Annotated in this window: 14 protein-coding genes; 11 read left to right on the forward strand and 3 right to left on the reverse strand. The window is 42.3% G+C overall.

Going from position 1 to position 18,364, the window contains the following annotated elements; translation table 11 throughout:
* Nucleotides 1–13 precede the first annotated feature (13 nt).
* Nucleotides 14–1,054, reverse strand: coding sequence for a type IV pilus twitching motility protein PilT (locus KQP93_RS14185; RefSeq protein WP_217874943.1), 1,041 nt, complete (start codon nt 1,052–1,054; stop codon nt 14–16).
* Between the two features lie 2 nt (nt 1,055–1,056).
* On the opposite strand from KQP93_RS14185, the gene KQP93_RS14190 reads away from it, so the two are divergent.
* From KQP93_RS14190 to KQP93_RS14230, 9 genes are all read left to right on the forward strand, one after another.
* Nucleotides 1,057–1,770: a YggS family pyridoxal phosphate-dependent enzyme gene (locus KQP93_RS14190; RefSeq protein WP_217874944.1), complete on the forward strand. Its 714-nt coding sequence runs from the start codon at nt 1,057–1,059 to the stop codon at nt 1,768–1,770.
* Between the two features lie 17 nt (nt 1,771–1,787).
* Nucleotides 1,788–2,609, forward strand: a complete 822-nt coding sequence (gene proC, locus KQP93_RS14195) for a pyrroline-5-carboxylate reductase (protein ID WP_217874945.1) — start codon at nt 1,788–1,790, stop codon at nt 2,607–2,609.
* Nucleotides 2,610–2,632: 23 nt separating this feature from the next.
* Nucleotides 2,633–3,166, forward strand: a complete 534-nt coding sequence (locus tag KQP93_RS14200) for a YggT family protein (protein WP_054562743.1) — start codon at nt 2,633–2,635, stop codon at nt 3,164–3,166.
* Nucleotides 3,167–3,224: 58 nt separating this feature from the next.
* A complete protein-coding gene (locus tag KQP93_RS14205) occupies nt 3,225–3,665 on the forward strand; it encodes a DUF4426 domain-containing protein (protein ID WP_217874946.1) in 441 nt (146 codons plus the stop codon).
* A gap of 7 nt (nt 3,666–3,672) precedes the next feature.
* Complete coding sequence (locus KQP93_RS14210; RefSeq protein ID WP_217874947.1) at nt 3,673–4,272, forward strand: XTP/dITP diphosphatase; 600 nt, start codon at nt 3,673–3,675, stop codon at nt 4,270–4,272.
* The gene (gene hemW / locus KQP93_RS14215) at nt 4,269–5,402 is read left to right on the forward strand and encodes a radical SAM family heme chaperone HemW (protein ID WP_217874948.1); all 1,134 of its coding nucleotides are present in this window, start codon (nt 4,269–4,271) and stop codon (nt 5,400–5,402) included. Before KQP93_RS14210 ends, hemW begins: the two co-directional genes overlap by 4 nt.
* 40 nt (nt 5,403–5,442) lie before the next feature.
* Nucleotides 5,443–7,278: a DUF885 domain-containing protein gene (locus KQP93_RS14220; protein WP_217874949.1), complete on the forward strand. Its 1,836-nt coding sequence runs from the start codon at nt 5,443–5,445 to the stop codon at nt 7,276–7,278.
* 99 nt (nt 7,279–7,377) lie between these two features.
* Nucleotides 7,378–8,061: a hypothetical protein gene (locus tag KQP93_RS14225; protein WP_217874950.1), complete on the forward strand. Its 684-nt coding sequence runs from the start codon at nt 7,378–7,380 to the stop codon at nt 8,059–8,061.
* A 4-nt stretch (nt 8,062–8,065) separates the two neighbouring features.
* On the forward strand, nt 8,066–9,322 hold the full coding sequence (locus KQP93_RS14230; protein WP_217874951.1) for a lipopolysaccharide biosynthesis protein: 1,257 nt from the start codon (nt 8,066–8,068) through the stop codon (nt 9,320–9,322).
* Here KQP93_RS14230 and KQP93_RS14235 read toward each other — a convergent pair.
* On the reverse strand, nt 9,311–10,027 hold the full coding sequence (locus tag KQP93_RS14235; RefSeq protein WP_054562750.1) for an SIMPL domain-containing protein: 717 nt from the start codon (nt 10,025–10,027) through the stop codon (nt 9,311–9,313). The two genes, KQP93_RS14230 and KQP93_RS14235, sit on opposite strands and share 12 nt — an antisense overlap.
* 169 nt (nt 10,028–10,196) lie before the next feature.
* Here KQP93_RS14235 and KQP93_RS14240 point away from each other — a divergent pair, with 169 nt between their 5' ends.
* Together KQP93_RS14240 and KQP93_RS14245 are read left to right on the forward strand one after the other, a co-directional pair.
* A complete protein-coding gene (locus KQP93_RS14240) occupies nt 10,197–12,866 on the forward strand; it encodes a bifunctional acetate--CoA ligase family protein/GNAT family N-acetyltransferase (RefSeq protein WP_217874952.1) in 2,670 nt (889 codons plus the stop codon).
* 9 nt (nt 12,867–12,875) lie between these two features.
* On the forward strand, nt 12,876–13,829 hold the full coding sequence (locus KQP93_RS14245; RefSeq protein WP_054562751.1) for an ion transporter: 954 nt from the start codon (nt 12,876–12,878) through the stop codon (nt 13,827–13,829).
* 22 nt (nt 13,830–13,851) lie between these two features.
* Here the strand turns inward: KQP93_RS14245 and KQP93_RS14250 are convergent, their stop codons facing one another.
* Nucleotides 13,852–18,357, reverse strand: a complete 4,506-nt coding sequence (locus tag KQP93_RS14250) for an EAL domain-containing protein (protein ID WP_217874953.1) — start codon at nt 18,355–18,357, stop codon at nt 13,852–13,854.
* Nucleotides 18,358–18,364: the final 7 nt, after the last annotated feature.

Raw genomic sequence — 18,364 nt, forward strand, 5'->3', positions numbered from 1 at the left:
TTAAATAGCTCCGTTAACCACCAAACTGGGTTTTATCTTGCGCTTTAGCACGCGCATCATTGGTTGTAATAATACCGTAGTTAACTAAGCTTGCTAAACATTGATCCATGGTCTGCATACCATGCGATGCACCGGTTTGAATTGATGAATACATTTGTGCAATTTTATCTTCACGGATCAAGTTTCGGATTGCAGGAATTCCTATCATAATCTCGTGAGCTGCTACTCGGCCACCGCCCACTTTTTTAAGTAAAGTTTGCGAGATTACGGCACGTAATGATTCTGACAACATTGAACGTACCATGTCTTTTTCTTCACCTGGGAATACGTCAATAATACGGTCAATGGTTTTTGGTGCAGATGTGGTATGCAAGGTACCAAACACCAAGTGACCTGTTTCTGCCGCGGTCATCGCTAAGCGAATTGTTTCAAGGTCACGCAGCTCACCCACTAAGATTACATCCGGATCTTCACGTAATGCGCTTCTAAGCGCATTAGAGAAGCTATGTGTATCACGATGAACTTCACGCTGGTTAATAAGGCTCAGTTTATTCTCGTGTACGAATTCGATTGGATCTTCGATAGTTAAAATATGGTGATGCTTATTTTGGTTAATGTAATCAACCATCGCCGCTAATGTGGTTGATTTACCAGAACCCGTTGGCCCGGTGACTAGCACCAAACCACGTGGATTATCGGAAATGGTTTTAAAAATATCAGGCGCACCTAAATCATCCAGCGTTAAAACATCACTTGGGATAGTACGAAACACCGCCGCAGGGCCACGGTTTGAATTAAATGCGTTAACACGAAAACGCGCAAGGTTTGGTACTTCGAAAGAAAAATCCACTTCAAGGTTTTGTTCGTAGTCCTTACGCTGATTATCGTTCATAATATCGTATACCAGACTATTTACATCTTTTTGTTCTAATGCTGGAATATTAATACGACGCACATCACCATCAACACGTATCATAGGTGATACGCCTGATGACAAGTGTAAATCCGAGGCTTTGTGTTGCACACTAAAGGCCAATAATTCGGTAATATCCATTTATGACTCCACAACCAACTGATAATTATATGGTTACAATAGCAGAACGACTTACATCCGCCTACGCAAGAATTGCTCAAGCTGCAAAAAATAATCACCGCGATGAGCAATCAATCAACCTATTGGCTGTTTCAAAAACAAAACCTGCCGACGATATTATTGCTGCCTATAAGCATGGTCAACGCCAGTTTGGCGAATCATACGTACAAGAAGCGGTAACAAAAGTCACAGCATTGGCTGATTATAAAGACATTGTTTGGCACTTTATCGGCCCTATTCAATCAAATAAAAGTGCCCAAGTAGCCACGCATTTTGATTGGGTGCAAAGCGTTGACCGCACTAAAATTGCAAAACGTCTTAATGAGCAACGACCAGCCGACAAAGCCCCGCTCAATGTTTTAATTCAAGTTAATATTAGTTTAGAAGAGGCTAAGTCAGGCTGCCACCCAGACGAGCTAATGGCACTGGCTGAATTCATCAGTCAATGTCCTAATTTATGCCTGCGCGGTGTGATGGCGATTCCTGCCAAAACCGACGATGCCCAGCTACAATTACAATATTTTGAGCAATTAAGCGCTTGCTTTGATAAACTAAAGGCCCAATATCCCCAAGTAGACACCATGTCGATGGGTATGAGTAACGATGTTGAAGCGGCGATTGCAGCAGGTTCAACCATGGTACGCATTGGCACGGATATATTTGGCCAACGAAATTAAAAGGTGATAACAGACATATGTCAGACAAAAAAATCGCATTTATAGGCACGGGTAACATGAGCTACGCCATCATTGGCGGCATGGTAAAGAACGGTTTTGCAGCAAAAAACATCATTGCAACCAATCGCAACCAAGAAAAATTAGCTAAGGTTGCTGCTGATTTCGGGGTACAAACTACCGCGGATAACAACGCGGCACTTCGCGATGCAGATGTGATTGTCTTATCTGTTAAACCGCAAATGATGGGCGATCTTTGCCAATCATTCCAAGATTCAGGCGTTGATTTTAGCGACAAGCTATTTATTTCAGTGGCAGCAGGCCTTACCGTAAACCGTTTACGTGAAATGTTAGGTCAAGATGTGAAAATGGTACGTTGTATGCCAAATACGCCATCATTACTAGGTCGCGGTGTTTCAGGTCTATATGGCGCGGGTGAAACCGCTGAAGAGCACGAGTTTGTACAACAAGTCTTTGAGTGTACAGGCATTGTTGTTTGGGTTGAGCAAGAATCACAAATCAACGACGTCATTGCTGTTACAGGTTCATCACCAGCTTACTTCTTCTTATTTATGGAAGCTATCGAAGAAAAAGCTAAAGCACTTGGCTTTAGTGATGAAGATGCGCGCCGTTTAGTGCAACAAACCGCACTGGGTGCTGCCGAAATGGCTCTTTCGCAACCAGACATCAGTATTTCTCAGCTACGTGCAAACGTAACCTCTAAAGGGGGTACGACTCACGAAGCTGTTGAGCATCTTAAATCACAAGGTTTAGTCGGCACTGTTGCAGATGCAATGGATGCCTGTATTGCTCGCGCTGAAGCGATGGAAAAAGAACTTTAAGCTTACTTTTTGAAGGTAAAACTATGCAAGCCATGCACTTTTTAGTTGGGATTATTTTTGATCTCTTTTTAATGGTGGTCCTTTTACGCTTTTGGTTACAAGCGGCAAAAGCTGACTTTTACAACCCTATGAGCCAGTTTGTGGTGAAAGCCACTTCGTTCGCAGTGAACCCACTTCGTAAAATCATCCCAGGAGTGGGTGGCTTTGATATTGCCTCGTTAGTGCTTGCTTATTTAGTTGCTGTAGCAAAACTCAGTGTTATTTTTCTGATGTTTTATAACGCTTGGGCGCCAGGACCGGTATTTATTCAAGCGTTAATTACGGTCGTTAAAGAAGGCTTAAACTTACTGTTTTGGGTATTAATTATTCGTGCTTTACTAAGTTGGGTAAGCCAAGGCTACAACCCAATTGAGGCTGTATTCCACCAGCTAACTGAGCCGATGTTACGTCCAATTCGTAAGGTTATCCCACCATTAGGTGGTCTAGACCTATCAATCTTAGTGTTGATTATTGGTCTACAGTTTTTACAGTTTTTAGTAATGGATTTAATTGGCTAAGCGTTTAACGTGAAGCAGTAAGGGGCCGAAAGGCCTCTTTTGTTAAGTGAGATATACCATGAAGCAATTTATTTATTTTTCTTTGATTGTATTGAGTTTATTTACAACCTTTGCCAAAGCAGATGAACAAGCAGGCGCCCAGTACAAAGTTCTTGGCCCTTGGGAAGTTCATTACATTGCATTTCCATCGACTTTTATTCAGCCAAGCATTGCTAAAAACTATGATTTAGAGCGTAGCCCTAGCAAAGGGATTATTAATATTTCGGTATTAAAAAACAGCGATAAAACAGCGCAGACTGCAACTTTAACTGGCACTGCACGTAACCTGCTTGGTAATAAAAAGCAGCTTACATTTAAAGAAGTTGTTGAAGGCGATGCGATTTATTACCTCGCGCAAATCGATTACAGCAACGAAGAAATTTACCGTTTTGATATCGAAATTAATCAAAATGGCAAAGTACAAACACTGAAGTTTCAGCAAAAATTTTACGTAGATTAATAGACCTATGAACAACACCTTGGTTTTAGCCACCGGTAACCCTGGCAAAGTAAAAGAGCTGGCAAGCATGCTCAGCCCACTTAATATTAACGTGGTTCCACAAAGCGATTTTCAAGTACCAGACGTGCCAGAAACAGGCACTACATTTGTTGAAAACGCGATTATTAAAGCGCGCCATGCAGCAAAGATCACAGGCTTGACTGCGATTGCTGATGACTCAGGTCTTGAAGTAGACGGCCTAAATGGTGCACCGGGTGTGTACTCTGCACGCTTTGCCGGAGCGGGTGCCAGCGATCAAGATAATATCGACAAGCTACTAAAAGAGCTTGCTGATAACCCAGTTCGCAGTGCGCGTTTTTGGTGTGTGTTAGTATTAATGCGCCACGCCGACGACCCTACACCACTTATTTGTAGTGCCAGTTGGGAAGGCGAAATCACCTATAGCCAAGATGGTCAGGGTGGTTTTGGCTATGATCCTGTTTTTTACGTACCGTCTGAGCAATGCACGAGCGCTCAGTTAACTAAAGAGCAAAAAAATGCCCTTAGCCATCGCGGCCAAGCTTTAAAACAACTACTTGCGCAATTGCAGCAAAAAGGCGGCCTGTGAGTTTACCGCCTTTAAGTTTATATGTGCACGTGCCTTGGTGCGTGCAAAAGTGCCCATACTGTGACTTTAATAGCCATGGCCAAAAAGGCACCATCCCCGAAAAAGAATACGTTCAGCATCTTATTGATGATCTCAAGGCCGATTTGCACTTAGTGCAAGGGCGTAAAATCCACAGCATTTTTATTGGCGGCGGCACCCCAAGCTTATTAACTGGTGACGCATATACTCGCCTACTTGGTGAAGTTGACAGATTAATAGGCCTAACTGATGACTGTGAAATTACCCTAGAGGCAAACCCAGGTACCGTCGAAACAGGTCGCTTTAAAGAATATGTTGCCGCTGGCATCAATCGTATTTCGATTGGTGTGCAAAGCATGCAAAATGACAAACTAAAAGCCCTTGGCCGTATTCATGGTGCTGATGAAGCAAGTTATGCGGCTAAACAGGCGCATCAAGCGGGGCTAAACAGCTTTAACCTTGATTTAATGCATGGCTTACCTGGGCAATCTGTTGAAGACGCCTTAAGCGACCTTGAAAAAATTATCGCCCTAAATCCACCTCATATCTCGTGGTATCAACTAACAATTGAGCCAAATACTCAGTTTGCTTCTAAGCCACCAACCTTACCTCACGACGACACCCTTTGGGATATTCAAGAACAAGGTCAAGCGTTACTAGCCGCAGCAGGTTATGAGCAATACGAGATCTCAGGCTACGCGAAGCCCGGCTACCAATGCCGTCATAACTTGAATTATTGGCGATTTGGCGATTATCTCGGTATCGGCTGCGGTGCCCATGGTAAAATTACTGATGAAAATAAAGTCATCACCCGTACCGTGAAAGTAAAACACCCACGAGGTTATATGGATCTTGCCAAACCGTATTTATACGAACAATGGCAAGTAGCAAAAGACGACTTAGCTTTTGAATTCTTTATGAATCGTTTTCGTTTAGTCGAACCCTGCCCAAAAGCTGATTTACCTTTGCTTACAAGTTTGTCACTGCAAGGTCAGGAACAAGCCTTGACTGATGCAATTGCAAAAGGCTTACTAATTGATGATAAAGATAACTGGCAGGTAAGCCAAAAAGGCCACCGCTTTTTAAATGACCTGCTAGAATTATTCGTTTAAGAATTATAATTAAATTTCTAACAACTACAAAGGAACGATAATGCGTAAACTGACTTTCATCGCTGCGGCGGTAAGTGTTGCATTACTTGGCGGCTGCCAACAAATGCAAGAGCAACCGAAGCCTGCACCAAGTGTACAAAGCCAACCTGTACAAAGTGAAATCGATAAAGCCAATGCCTTCTTTGAAGATACTTTTAACCGTGATGTAATGAAAAGCCCTATCTATCAAACATACATGGGCATCAAAAAAGATTACGACAAATGGGACGATGGCAGCGAAGAGCGCGTTTTAGAAGACTTTGAACAAACTAAAGCTGACCTAGTTGCGCTTAACGCAATTAACCGCGACCAATTAGATGACGCAACAAAAGTAAGCTATGACCTTAAAAAGCAAGATTTAGAAAACGAAATTGCTGATTTCAAATGGCGTCATTACAACTACCCTGTGAACCAAATGTTTGGTGTTCACTCGATGATCCCTGCGTTTTTAATCAACCAACATCAAATTGCCGATGTATCTGATGCTAAAGCGTATATCTCACGTTTAAACGGTGTTACAACGGTTATTGATCAACTAATCAAAGACCTTGAAGTACGTGCAGATAAAGGGATTATCGCGCCTAAGTTTGTTTTCCCACACGTGATTGATTCAAGCAATAATATCTTACGCGGCGCCCCATTCAATGACGGTGAAGACTCAACGTTACTAGCTGACTTTAAACGTAAAGTTAATGCATTAGAGATTGCCGATAGCGAAAAGTCTGCACTTATCAGCGACGCTGAAAAAGCCTTAAAAGCAGCTGTAAAACCTTCTTACACTAAGCTAATTAACTTCTTAGCTCAGTTAGAAAAACGCGCTGATGACCGCGATGGTGCTTGGAAATTCCCTGACGGCGAAGCGTTCTACAATAATGCCTTAGCACGTACCACAACCACTGATTTAACTGCTAAAGAAATTCACACAATCGGTTTAGCTGAAGTCGCGCGTATTCACGATGAAATGCGTGAGATTAAAGACAAAGTAGGCTTTAAAGGTGACCTTAAAGCATTCATGCAATTCATGAAAACTGATAAGCAGTTCTACTACCCTAACACAGCAGAAGGTAAACAACGTTACCTTGATGAAGCAACGGCGCTTATCGATAACATGAAGTCTCGTCTAGACGAGCTATTCATTGTTAAGCCAAAAGCTGACCTTAAAGTTAAAGCTGTTGAAGCATTCCGTGAAAAAGCAGCAGGTAAAGCGTTCTACCAACAACCTGCGCCAGATGGTTCACGCCCAGGTATTTATTACGCAAACCTTTACGACATGGAAGCAATGCCAACATACCAAATGGAAGCACTTGCATACCACGAAGGTATTCCGGGTCACCACATGCAAATTGCTATCGCGCAAGAGCTTGAAGGCGTACCTAAGTTCCGTAAGTTTGGCGGCTACACAGCGTATGTTGAAGGCTGGGGTTTATACTCTGAGCTAGTACCAAAAGAAATGGGCTTATACGAAGACCCGTATTCAGATTTTGGTCGTCTTGCGATGGAATTATGGCGTGCATGTCGCCTAGTAGTAGATACAGGTATCCACGCAATGAAGTGGACACGTCAAGAAGGTATCGACTACTACGTAAATAACACACCAAATGCGACGTCTGATGGCGTTAAAATGGTTGAACGTCACATTGTAATGCCTTCACAAGCAACGGCATACAAAGTGGGCATGCTGAAGATTTTAGAGCTTCGTGAAGCGGCTAAAGAAAAACTAGGCGATAAATTCGATATTCGTGAATTCCACGATGTAGTTCTTAAAAATGGTGCAGTACCATTAAATGTACTAGAAAAGTTTGTTGACCAATGGGTTGCTAAAAAACAAGCAGCTTAACCAATAAAGACTTGAAAAAGGCCGCTCAGCGGCCTTTTTTATTTATTTAAACAAGTAGTTGAGCTATAAATGTATAAATAATAAAAAACGAGAATTTCCATGCAAAGCGCGATTGAGCAATTGAACAGCCGACTTCAACATCATCAGTTAAAAGAACTCATTGCCGATTACCAAAGTTTATCGGGAGTTTTGCAAGCGGCGCAATTACAGCATATCTATCAGTTAGCTTGCAGTAGTGAAGTTAAATACTTGTTTTTACAAAATGTGGCAGCGCATTTACTCGAAGCAAGCCCGCTACCAAGTGAAGCTGTAGCCTTAATTGATGATATCGATAAACTGAACTTTTTCACGCCTGGTCTTAAGTTTCAAAGTGCTTTTTGTGTAACAGACAATCAGGGCAATACCCTACTACATCACTTATTTACGCAGTGTAAGGCTGATAACCTACCCTTTAATTACTTGCGTTCGTTAATGTTATTTGAAAGCAACGAAAGCTTGGGCATAGCATTAAAAACATTAAATAAGCAGCAGCTCACTCCTATTGGTTGCTTTATAGCGCAAAACAGCACAACCCAAATGCTAGCAAAACATGAGTTCTCTGCATTATTAGCCATGATGGAAGTCGACCAAAGCCACAGCCCTAGCGCAGTCAGCGCCTTGGTAAATACCCTTAAGCAATTTTATGGTGCCAATCAACCAACGAATAGCGACAGCAAAGTGCTACTGTGCGCGGCCTATTTGCAAGTACCAACAGCGCAGTTATTAAACGCGCTTAACCAATAACTCCATGAATAAGGATGTTGTTAAAGCGTTTTTATCGCTCAGCAGTTTTACAACCCTTAACCACGGTAGCCGTATTGTGCTTACCTTGTGCCTTGCAAGGTTATTAAGTACTGATGAGTTTGGTACTTTCGCGGCGTTACTCGCACTTTGTGAAATTCTGTTATTACCCGCAAGTATGGGCTTTGCATCATCTTTGATGCGTATTAGTTATCCGCTCTACAAGGCCCAGCAACATGATTTACTACGTGGCTTAAAACATGTTTATTTAGCGGCATCGTGTTTATTCGGGGTAATTTTTGTCGCTGCTGTGGTGATTAGCTTTCAGGCTATTTCACCGCACCAAAGCGCTCAAGAGCATGTGGTCTATTTACTGTTATTGGTGCCGATTGGCGCTATTATGCAAAGCCAATCGGCTTTTTTAGTGGCTTTGAATAAACCAAAAATTGGCCTAATAACGCAGCAGTGTATCTTTGAATTGCTAACAGCTGGGTTTTGTTTTTTCGTGTACTTGATACGTGGCGACTTATCTTTAGTCGAAATTTGTATCTTGTTGTTTTGTAGCATCTTGTGCGTAGTCATTTATCAATATTGGTTAATCAAAAAAATGATCGTCGCAAGTACTGCCCGATACCAAACCAAGCAATGGTGTAAAGACTCCTTGATCATGCTCGCCAGTGGCGCAGGCACCGTATTAGTAGCAAAACTCGATGTGTTACTGGTGCATCACTGGTTTGGTGCACAAGGCGTGAGTATCTTCTTTCCTGCGGTAGTGATTGCTGGCTTACTGACTATTTTAGGCAATGCCGCCAACCAATATTTAAAACCCATTTTAATGGCAGATGAAACGACCGAGCAGCAACTTAGCGAGTTAATGAAAGTGGTATGGCGTTTTAACTTTGCCGCTATTTTACTGCTTGCCCTGCTCGCAAAGCCGCTACTCAACCTCTATGGCGAAAGCCAATTGCAGGAAGGGTTTTGGATTTTAATGCTGCTGTTACTCGGGCAGCTATTATTACCAGCAAGAATTTTAGCCAGTAGTATGATCAAGTTAAAAGGCAACCCGCTTATTAACTTGTACGTATTACTTGGCGCAACCAGTGTCACGGTTTTAATGGCAGTACTGTTAAAAGATCATTTTGGCTTATTGGGGGTGGCTGTGGCATTTAGTGGCGGCTTTATGCTTGGTGCGCTTTGCCGCATGGTAATTGTATGCACACGCATGCGGCTGCCTTTATCTGTGGTATTGGGTTTAGTCAGATAGATAATATTCAACACTGGTAACAACACGCACTTTTTTCAGCTGAGGTGTGTTTGAATCTCTATCAGAAATTGAAAACTGCCCCTGACGCGCAGTTTTAATTTTACCTAATTTAGACTGTGAATCTTTGGCAAATTTCATTGCCACTTCACGGGCTTTTTCGGTTGCTTCTTGAATCATATTTGGCTTAATTTCATTTAAGCCATTAAATAAATATTGAATACGCGTTTCGTAATTGTCTTGTACTATCGCAATGCCTTGCTTGGCTAATTGGCTTACTGCGCCTAAGGCATGTTGCACTTTTTCGATGTCATTTGAATAAACAATGACATTATTACGGGCAATATAACGAAACTGTTGATTCTCCCCGCCATACTCACGGGCTTGTTTATCAATAATTGACTGACTACCAAGGCTGATTTCTTCATCACTAAAACCATGTAGCTTTAAAAAGGCGACGACTGCATCGCTTTTCTCTTCAACCCGCCCCACTAATTTTTCAAGGTTGTTATCGGCATCAGAAAACTGCAATGGCCAAATTACGGTGTCGGCTGGCACTTCCATTTCAGCTAACCCTTTAACGTGAACAGTGCGCTCCATGCCTTTCACATCAAGGGCTGCACTTTTCAAAATAAAACCTAATCCGAGCAAACCAACCGCCAATGCACACGCTGCAATAACGATATTAAATGGTTGCGCTTTATTCATGCTTTTCTCCTTGATGTAGGTCACTGTTTTTGACTCGAAAAGTAGTTATAAACAGGTTATCTTATGAGTATAACTTTTAATACTTTAGAAGCGTGTCGGTTCTAGTTTGGGTGTATTAAACTTAACAGACCCTGAAGTTTTAACAAACAGCGCAAGCGAAGGAAACAGCATGAGCGTTAAACGTATTAGCCAATTTTTTAACCCTAAATCAGTCGCGGTCATTGGCGCCTCAAATTCTCCTAACCGAGCGGGGTTTGTGGTTATGCGCAACCTTTTACAAGGGGGCTTTAAAGGCCCAATCATGCCTGTTAGTTTAAATCACAGCGCTGTACACGGCGTGTTAGCCTATCCGAGCATTGCTGCACTGCCCAAAGTGCCCGACCTTGCGGTTATTTGTACTAATAAAAACACCTTAATCAACATCATAAATGAGCTTGGGGAGCTTGGCTGTAAACATGCGGTGGTGATTGCGGCCGGTTTAAACGCCGACCAAAAGCTCGCACTGAAAGAAACAGCTGCTGAGGCTAATGTGTCTTTACTTGGGCCTAATTGCTTGGGCTTGCTGATTCCTCACATTGGCTTAAATGCTAGTTTTTCGCATACAGTTGCAAGCCCAGGAAAGCTCGCTTTTGTGTCGCAATCGGCCGCGGTTTGCTCAACGATTCTTGATTGGGCGAAGAACAAAGAGATTGGCTTTTCATATTTTGTGTCTGTAGGTGATTGCCTTGATATCGACTTTGATGAGTTACTCGACTTTTTAGGCCGAGATGCAAAAACCAAGGCTATTTTGTTGTATATCGATAATATAGAGGATATTCGCAACTTTATTTCCGCAGCACGAGCCGCTGCGTTTAGTAAACCCGTCATTGCCATTAAAACCGGAAAAACCAGTGCCGGTGCCCTTGCCGCAGAAATCCACACTGGTGGCAAACAAAGCTCTGATGCGGTCTATGATGCGCTATTCCAGCGAGCGGGTATGCTAAGGGTAAATGACTTACGAGAACTTTTTGCTGCTACACAAACGCTGGCAATGCACCCAAAACTACTTAAAGTCGAGCAACTGACTATTTTAACCAATGGCGGCGGACCGGGAGTCATGGCAGTTGATACACTCTTGCAAAGTTCAGGAAAGCTGGCAGAGCTTAGCGACGAGACAAGAGCAGCGCTTAATAAAGTTATTCCGCAATCAGAAATGACCTCAAATCCGGTGGATATTTTTGGTGACTCAGCACCAAGGCGCTATCAACAAGCCTTAGAAATCTTGCTGCAAGCCAAAGAAGTTAAAAACTTGCTGATCATTCATACCCCTTCTGCGCTTGCACCGAGTGAAGATTATGCAGAGATCATTGTCGAAACCTTAGAGAAAATCCCGAAGATGGCTCGCCCTTATGTTATGACGAACTTTATGGGTGAAGATGCCGCGTATGCCGCGCGAAAGGTCTGCGCTAATAATGCCATTCCGACCTACCGTACACCTGAAGGTGCGGTTGGTGCGTTTATGCACTTGGTAAGTTATCGTCGTAACCAAAAGCATTTAACGCAAACGCCAGAATCAAACACCGATGATGCAAAAATAAATAAAGACGCAGCGCGCACTGTCGTAAATGAGTTTTTAGCCGAAGAGCAAAGCTATTTATCAACCCATGAAGCAAGCCAAATTCTCACTCATTATGGTATTGATTGTATTCAAACTGAGGTTGCTTACACGCCAACTGAAGCCAAAGAGCAAGCCATTGAGCTGGGCTTTCCGGTAGCGTTAAAACTAATTAGCCCAAGTATTCCTTCAAAATCAGAAGTCGGTGGTGTGGTCCTTAATTTAAATGATGCACAAGAAGTAGAACAAACAGCCTTTGCCATGCTGCTACGAATCAAAAACACCTACCCTGACGCCCATATAGAAGGCTTTTCATTGCAAAAGATGGCGCCGCGAGCCGGTGCTAATGAGCTACGAATCGCTATTAAAACAGAGCCTAACTTTGGCCCGGTGATCTTACTTGGTGAAGCAGGCACCGGACTTGAATTCGCTCAAGCTGCAGTGGCATTACCGCCACTTAATATGAACTTGGCAAAATACCTGATTGCTGCGGCGCACGATAAAGGGGTACTTAAAGATCGCGTGCTACCAGAAAAAGTCGATAAATACCGTTTATGCGCCCTACTCACCCGCATCTCGCAGCTTGTTATCGACCAACCTGACATTACCAGTGTTGAGCTAAACCCTATTTTAGCCAGCAACGGGCAGTTTTTGGTCCTTGATGCGACTATCGGTCTTAGCCGTTATAAAGCAAAAGCGAACCGTAAACGCTTGTGCATTCGCCCCTACCCGATTGAATTGGTTAAAGAAGTAACACTTAAAAACAATACCCAAGCACAGCTAAGACCAATTAAACCGGAAGATGAGCAAGCACACTTAGAGTTTGATCAATCATTAAGTAAAGAAGACAGATATAAGCGTTTTTTCGGTGAATTACCGCAATTTAACCATGATCAGCTCGCGAAAATGACGCAAATTGATTATGACCGAGAAATGGCGTTTATTGTCAGCCAAGAGCAAAATGGTTCAGCCTGTACATTAGGGGTGTCTCGTGTATTGATGGATCCAGACAAGCTCGATGCGGAATTTGCAATTGTGGTGCGCTCTGATTGCCAAGGTTTAGGACTTGGCACAATATTAATGAACGCGGCGATTGAGCATTGTAAAAACCAAGGCGTAAAACAAATTGCTGGTATTACCTTGCCAGAAAACACCGGCATGATTGAACTGGCACGAAAACTCGGGTTTAAGATCACCCGTGACTTTGAAGAGGGCAGCATTAATATGGTGCTAAAACTTAACTAAAACTGGACCATTATTTTGCATCGTTTAAGAAATTACACTGCACGAGTTTTTGAAGGTAACGGTAAATATCGACGTATAGGACGCGCTCTCGACGTGTTTTTAATGTCGTTGATCATGATTAATGTGGTGGCGATTGTGTTGGAGTCAGTCGGCCCTTTAGCAAAGCAATATCATCACGAATTTTTAATGATTGAGCTGATTTCTGTCGGTATATTTACCTTAGAATATGTGCTCAGGCTTTGGTGCTGTGTTGATAAAAGCGTGCATAAAGAAAGTACACTAACAAATTCAAAAATTCGCATTAAGTATTTCTTTTCGCCCATGGCGCTGATTGATCTTATCGCGATTTTACCCACCATTCTGATGGTCTTTGTGAGTGTTGATTTACGCTTTTTACGAGTGCTTAGATTAATGCGTATATTCAAGCTGACACGCTATTCAAGGGCAATGCAGCTGCTATTGAACTCGTTCAAAGAAGAAAGCAGCTCACTGCTTGCGGCTTTTTTTATTATGGCCGTAGTGCTGATCATTGCTTCATGCGGTATTTACTTAATTGAACACGATGTACAGCCAGATAAATTTGGCTCTATCCCTGCTGCAATGTGGTGGGCTATGGTGACATTAACAACCGTTGGTTATGGCGATGTCGTGCCTGTGACTCCCCTTGGTCGTTTATTTGGTGGTGCTATTACACTGGTAAGTATGGGCATGGTGGCTATTCCAACTGGTTTGTTAGCCTCAAGCTTTTCTGAGCAGTTACGTAAACGCAGACAAGTGTTTACCGATGCAGTGCATGAAGCCGTTGAAGATGGGCACTTATCACCTGTTGAAGAAGAGCACTTAGAAAACTTACGGTATAAACTGGGTTTAAGTCAGCAAGAGGCGAATAAAGCGATTCATAACGAGCTTAAAAACCGCAATCGCAATCTGTATTGCCGCCACTGTGGTAAACGCCAAGATTAACGAAAAGGGTAAAGTTTTAGCTTTACCCTAAAAATTCATCATCCCACTGGGTATCTAAAAGCGCTTTCACCTCGTCACCTGCCACAGGTTTGCTAAACAGGTAACCTTGGAAATACTCACAGCCTAAAGAGAGTAAGAACTGCAATTGGGTGCAGTTTTCAACCCCTTCGGCTACGCACTCTTTACCCAAACTTTTTGCCAGGGTAAGCGTTGAATTGATAATCGCTTCATCACCTTTATCAATACCAATGTCATTAACAAAGCTTTTATCTATTTTAAGCACATCAACCGGAAAACGTTTTAAGTAGGTCAGTGACGCATAGCCCGTTCCAAAGTCATCCATATAAATACGGCAGCCTAGCGCTTTGAGTTTTTCCATACTTTGCTGCGCTTTATCTGAGTCATGCATCATCACTGATTCGGTGATCTCAAACACTAAGGCGCTCGCAGGAACCTTAATGGCGCTTATTGATTGATGTATTTTCTCAACCAGGTTTTCGCTTTCAAAATCAAGAGCTGAGAGATTAATCGAAATATATAAATCAGGATGCGTGGTACGCCATTGGCGCAGCTCAATCAATGCTCTTGATAGAGTCTGGAGCATAATTTTGGTAATTAGCCCTGAGCTTTCTGCAGCATTTGCAAAGTCTTCTGGTTTATATTCATCATTACTCGGCCAACGTAATAAGACTTCGAGCCCTGACACTTGGCGAGTCTCTGCGCTCACGATTGGCTGATAAAAATTACAAAACTCGTGTTCTAAGTAAGCTTTACTTAGCTGAGACTCTAGATGCAAAGTACGCTGTACTTGTAAGTTCATTTCTTGCTTATAGAACTGATAACAGCCTTCGACATGACTTTTCGCGTGGTACAGCGCCACATTAGAGGCTTTTAATAAGGCTTTAGTGTCCTTTGCATCATCAGGATAAACAGCAACACCAACACTAAGATTCACTTTTACAGCTTGCTGGCTCAGTTCAATATGGGTATCGACACAATCCATCACTTTTGCACACAGCAGCAGTAACTCATCAAGCTGTTTTAAATCTTCGGCAAGGATAACAAACTCGTCACCATCGAAACGTGCCACGCTATCTTGTGGACGCAACACCTGTTTTAAACGCTTAGCAACGCGCTTAATTAATTCATCAGACTCTTCACGCCCAAGCGAATCATTAAAGTGTTTAAAGCGCTTAATATTAACGTTTAATAACGCTACTTTTGTTTGATGGTAATCAGCCTGTTCAATAGCGTGAACGACTCGGTCGTTGAACAAGGTCTTGTTTGGTAGACCTGTCAAAGCATCGTAATTAGCGAGTAAATGCAGCTCGTTTTCAGCCAGCTTTTGCGCACTAATATCAGTAACTATAATCACATAGCTATCAAGTTGGCGATTATTACCTTCAACCGCACTTATTTTTATCAATACTTGGCGCTTTTCACCACCAGCAACTTCAACCACATCTTCGGCAGAGAAGTGCTCACCCGATTCAAGCTTTTGCATAATGCGCAAGTAATGAATACGGGTAGATATAGGCATACCAAGTGTTAGCGAGCGGCTAGAGCGAGGCTCTGCAGGAAAATCAAAGGCATCTTGAAATGACTTATTGGTAGCGCGAATACGCAGGTTTTTATCTAAAATAAACACCCAGTCGCGAGTTTGTTCAAACGCTGCACCAAACAAGCGGGCATTTTCTTCAAATACCAGTTCACGGGTCATATTTGTGTAGGTGCCCGCTACTTTTTCAGGGGCGCTGTCTTGCCACTCAACCACTTTGCCAAAGTCTTTATACCAGCGCCAATTACCATCGGCATGACGCAGTCTGTAAGTGCAATTAAAGTAGCCTTTTTGCGTAGATAAAAACTCTAACCACTCTAACCGGAAAGTTTGCTTATCATGGGGGTGAATCTTTGCTAAATAATCATCTAAATTAACGCTGTCAGTTTCATAGCCTAACTCATTTTTAAGGCGTGGTTGATAAATAATTGGGCTTTGCGATGACCAATCCCACACCCCTGAATGACTACCTTCGAGGGCAAGCTTCAGTCGTGCTTCACTCTCTTTACTTTCTTTATGGGCGGCTAGCAATATTTGTTGCATACGGTTACGTCTAAACACCCATGCAGCAACAAACAGTGCAATCAAAATCACATACAAAACAATAAAGTGAGGTGCACGCCAAGGTGGGTATTTCACTTCGATATTTAAAATTGCCGGCGGCGTTAACTCTCCGGTTAATGGATCTTTTGCCCATACCTTAAGATGGTATTTTCCTGCACTGAGTTTTGGGAATAACACTCGGTTGTTATTACGGGTATAAGTTTTTTGACCATCACCCAGCTGGTATTCATAAATGATACGTTCTTGATAGTTAAATGCCATCGCCGAAAATGCAACTTCTAAACCTATATCATCATGCTCAAGGACGACACTATCGATAGGCTGTTTTAGCTCAGCGGGTAAATCGCGCGACATTAAATCAAGGTTGGTAATATTTACGTGATCAATTAAAGCTTGCTGATAATGGTTATCCATAGGGTAAAAATAGGTAAAGCCTTTTAGCGTACCATAGACAATTTGCCCTGACTCAAGCTTAGTGAAAGCTCCGCTATTAAACTCGGTTGAGAATAACCCTTCTGAGCCAGTAAATTGTTGAAAGTGTAGATTATTAGGGTTCAGTCGCCAAAGTCCTTTGTGACTACTCATCCAGATCATGCCCGCTTCATCAAGTACCATGTCGTATAACAAGGTACCTAACTTATTCTTCTCAAGATCGATGGTATAAATATGCTCGTAAGTGCTGGCATCTAAGCCGATTAGGCCAAAGTTTGAAAGCGATAACCACAACACATTGTTGTTATCAATGATGTAAGACATCACATTCACAGCAACATTTTCATGTTGTTCAGGCACTTTGTAAATCGTCGACAGCTCGTAAGTTTCGGGATCAACTTGATACAGAATACCCGCATTATAAAATAACGGCGCTTCTGGATTTGACGACAACGCAGGTAAAAATCCGTAGGCTAAAAACGGCTCAAACTCATCAAACTTGCCACCTAGTCGGGTTACTTTTTGACTATCAATATTATAAACAAACATGCCGTAATCAGGGTGAACATAGTAAAGATCTCCCGATGGCATCAACAGTATGCCATGCACCCAATCGTTAATTAAAACTTGGTTCTCGGGATTTGCGGCTTTGACTGGGGTGGCCTGCCCGGTTTTCGGATCAAAGCTTAAAATACCGCGATTAGTATGCAGCCATAACTTATCTTTGTAGGGCATGATTTGGTAAATACTGAATTCAGTAGTAATCAGGTCAACCTGATAATCTTTTAAAAACACTTCACTTTCGTAGGTTTCTAAATCAACCGCTGTTAAACCATTATGGGTGGCAAGCCAGAGCCGATTTTGAAACTCAGTGATACTCCAAATTGAATGATGCGATAGCCCATCACCTGTTAATGTGTTGGCTGTCACATTGATAAAATTGTAATTGTCGTATGACTGATAAAACGCACCATCATTTTTGGTTGCCAGCCACATTCCACCAGAGCGGTCTTTCACAATATCAATAATACTGGTGTCAGCTAGTGTGTAACCACTTTCCTTTAAGCGCATATTCTTAACTAACTCGCCCGTTTCAAGGTTATATTCAAATAATCCTTTATCAGTGCCAAGCGTAATAGAGTTAGCCTCAGGAATAATCTTCCAAATATTTAATTCACTGATCAGCGTTTTATTTTTAAAGGCGATGTCTGGGGTATCAAACATTGCTTTTAAATTGCTAATATCAACCTGATAAAGGCCCCTAACGGCGCCCACTAGCAATGTTTGTTCATTGATAATAGCGAACGATTTCACATAATTTTGATAAATATGACTTGGCTCATTTTGGAGATGCTCAAGTTTGCGGACTTTTCCGGATGCCAGCTCATAGACATAAGCACCATTACTAGTGCCCATAAAAATATAGCCTTGGTACGCGAAAAGCTCTCGAATAACGCTGCTTTTAACCCGCTCAGGTATTTCAAAAATAGAGGTAATTTTTTTCGTTTCTAAGTCTAATTTGGCAAAATCCCAACCTCGCCCTAGCCAAAGTGTTTTGTCATCAACAGCCACCATGCTAAACACCGACTCAATAAAAATTTGCTCTTCAGTAGTTGGTTTAGCAATAAACTGCTGATAAGTATCGGAAGTGGGATCATAGCGGAATAAACCCGCTTGTAGTGAAGCTATCCAGATATAGCCTTGTGGATCTTGGTAAATACGGTCAATGATGGCATCTTCAAGCTCACCATTAGGACCTTTGATATGAACCACCTGATAACCATCGTAGCGATTGAGGCCACCTTCAGTCGATAACCACAAGTAGCCACTGTTATCGATAAGCATGGTGTTTACATAACTTTGCGATAAGCCTTCACTGGTTGACAAACGTTTTACCTGCGAAAAAGCTGAATGACTGAACAAGCCACAGGTTAAAATAAAAAATAACGTTATACTGGAGAAGAACTTAGTCATTGACGTT

Source organism: Pseudoalteromonas shioyasakiensis (genome assembly GCF_019134595.1).
Taxonomy (GTDB): Bacteria; Pseudomonadota; Gammaproteobacteria; order Enterobacterales; family Alteromonadaceae; genus Pseudoalteromonas; species Pseudoalteromonas shioyasakiensis_A.

Bases quoted from the DNA above. Each gene is read 5' to 3' on its own strand.
- KQP93_RS14185 (WP_217874943.1), bottom strand. From the start codon at position 1,054: ATGGATATTACCGAATTATTGGCCTTTAGTGTGCAACACAAAGCCTCG.
- KQP93_RS14190 (WP_217874944.1), top strand. From the start codon at position 1,057: ATGACTCCACAACCAACTGATAATTATATGGTTACAATAGCAGAACGA.
- proC (WP_217874945.1), top strand. From the start codon at position 1,788: ATGTCAGACAAAAAAATCGCATTTATAGGCACGGGTAACATGAGCTAC.
- KQP93_RS14200 (WP_054562743.1), top strand. From the start codon at position 2,633: ATGCAAGCCATGCACTTTTTAGTTGGGATTATTTTTGATCTCTTTTTA.
- KQP93_RS14205 (WP_217874946.1), top strand. From the start codon at position 3,225: ATGAAGCAATTTATTTATTTTTCTTTGATTGTATTGAGTTTATTTACA.
- KQP93_RS14210 (WP_217874947.1), top strand. From the start codon at position 3,673: ATGAACAACACCTTGGTTTTAGCCACCGGTAACCCTGGCAAAGTAAAA.
- KQP93_RS14220 (WP_217874949.1), top strand. From the start codon at position 5,443: ATGCGTAAACTGACTTTCATCGCTGCGGCGGTAAGTGTTGCATTACTT.
- KQP93_RS14225 (WP_217874950.1), top strand. From the start codon at position 7,378: ATGCAAAGCGCGATTGAGCAATTGAACAGCCGACTTCAACATCATCAG.
- KQP93_RS14230 (WP_217874951.1), top strand. From the start codon at position 8,066: ATGAATAAGGATGTTGTTAAAGCGTTTTTATCGCTCAGCAGTTTTACA.
- KQP93_RS14235 (WP_054562750.1), bottom strand. From the start codon at position 10,027: ATGAATAAAGCGCAACCATTTAATATCGTTATTGCAGCGTGTGCATTG.
- KQP93_RS14240 (WP_217874952.1), top strand. From the start codon at position 10,197: ATGAGCGTTAAACGTATTAGCCAATTTTTTAACCCTAAATCAGTCGCG.
- KQP93_RS14250 (WP_217874953.1), bottom strand. From the start codon at position 18,357: ATGACTAAGTTCTTCTCCAGTATAACGTTATTTTTTATTTTAACCTGT.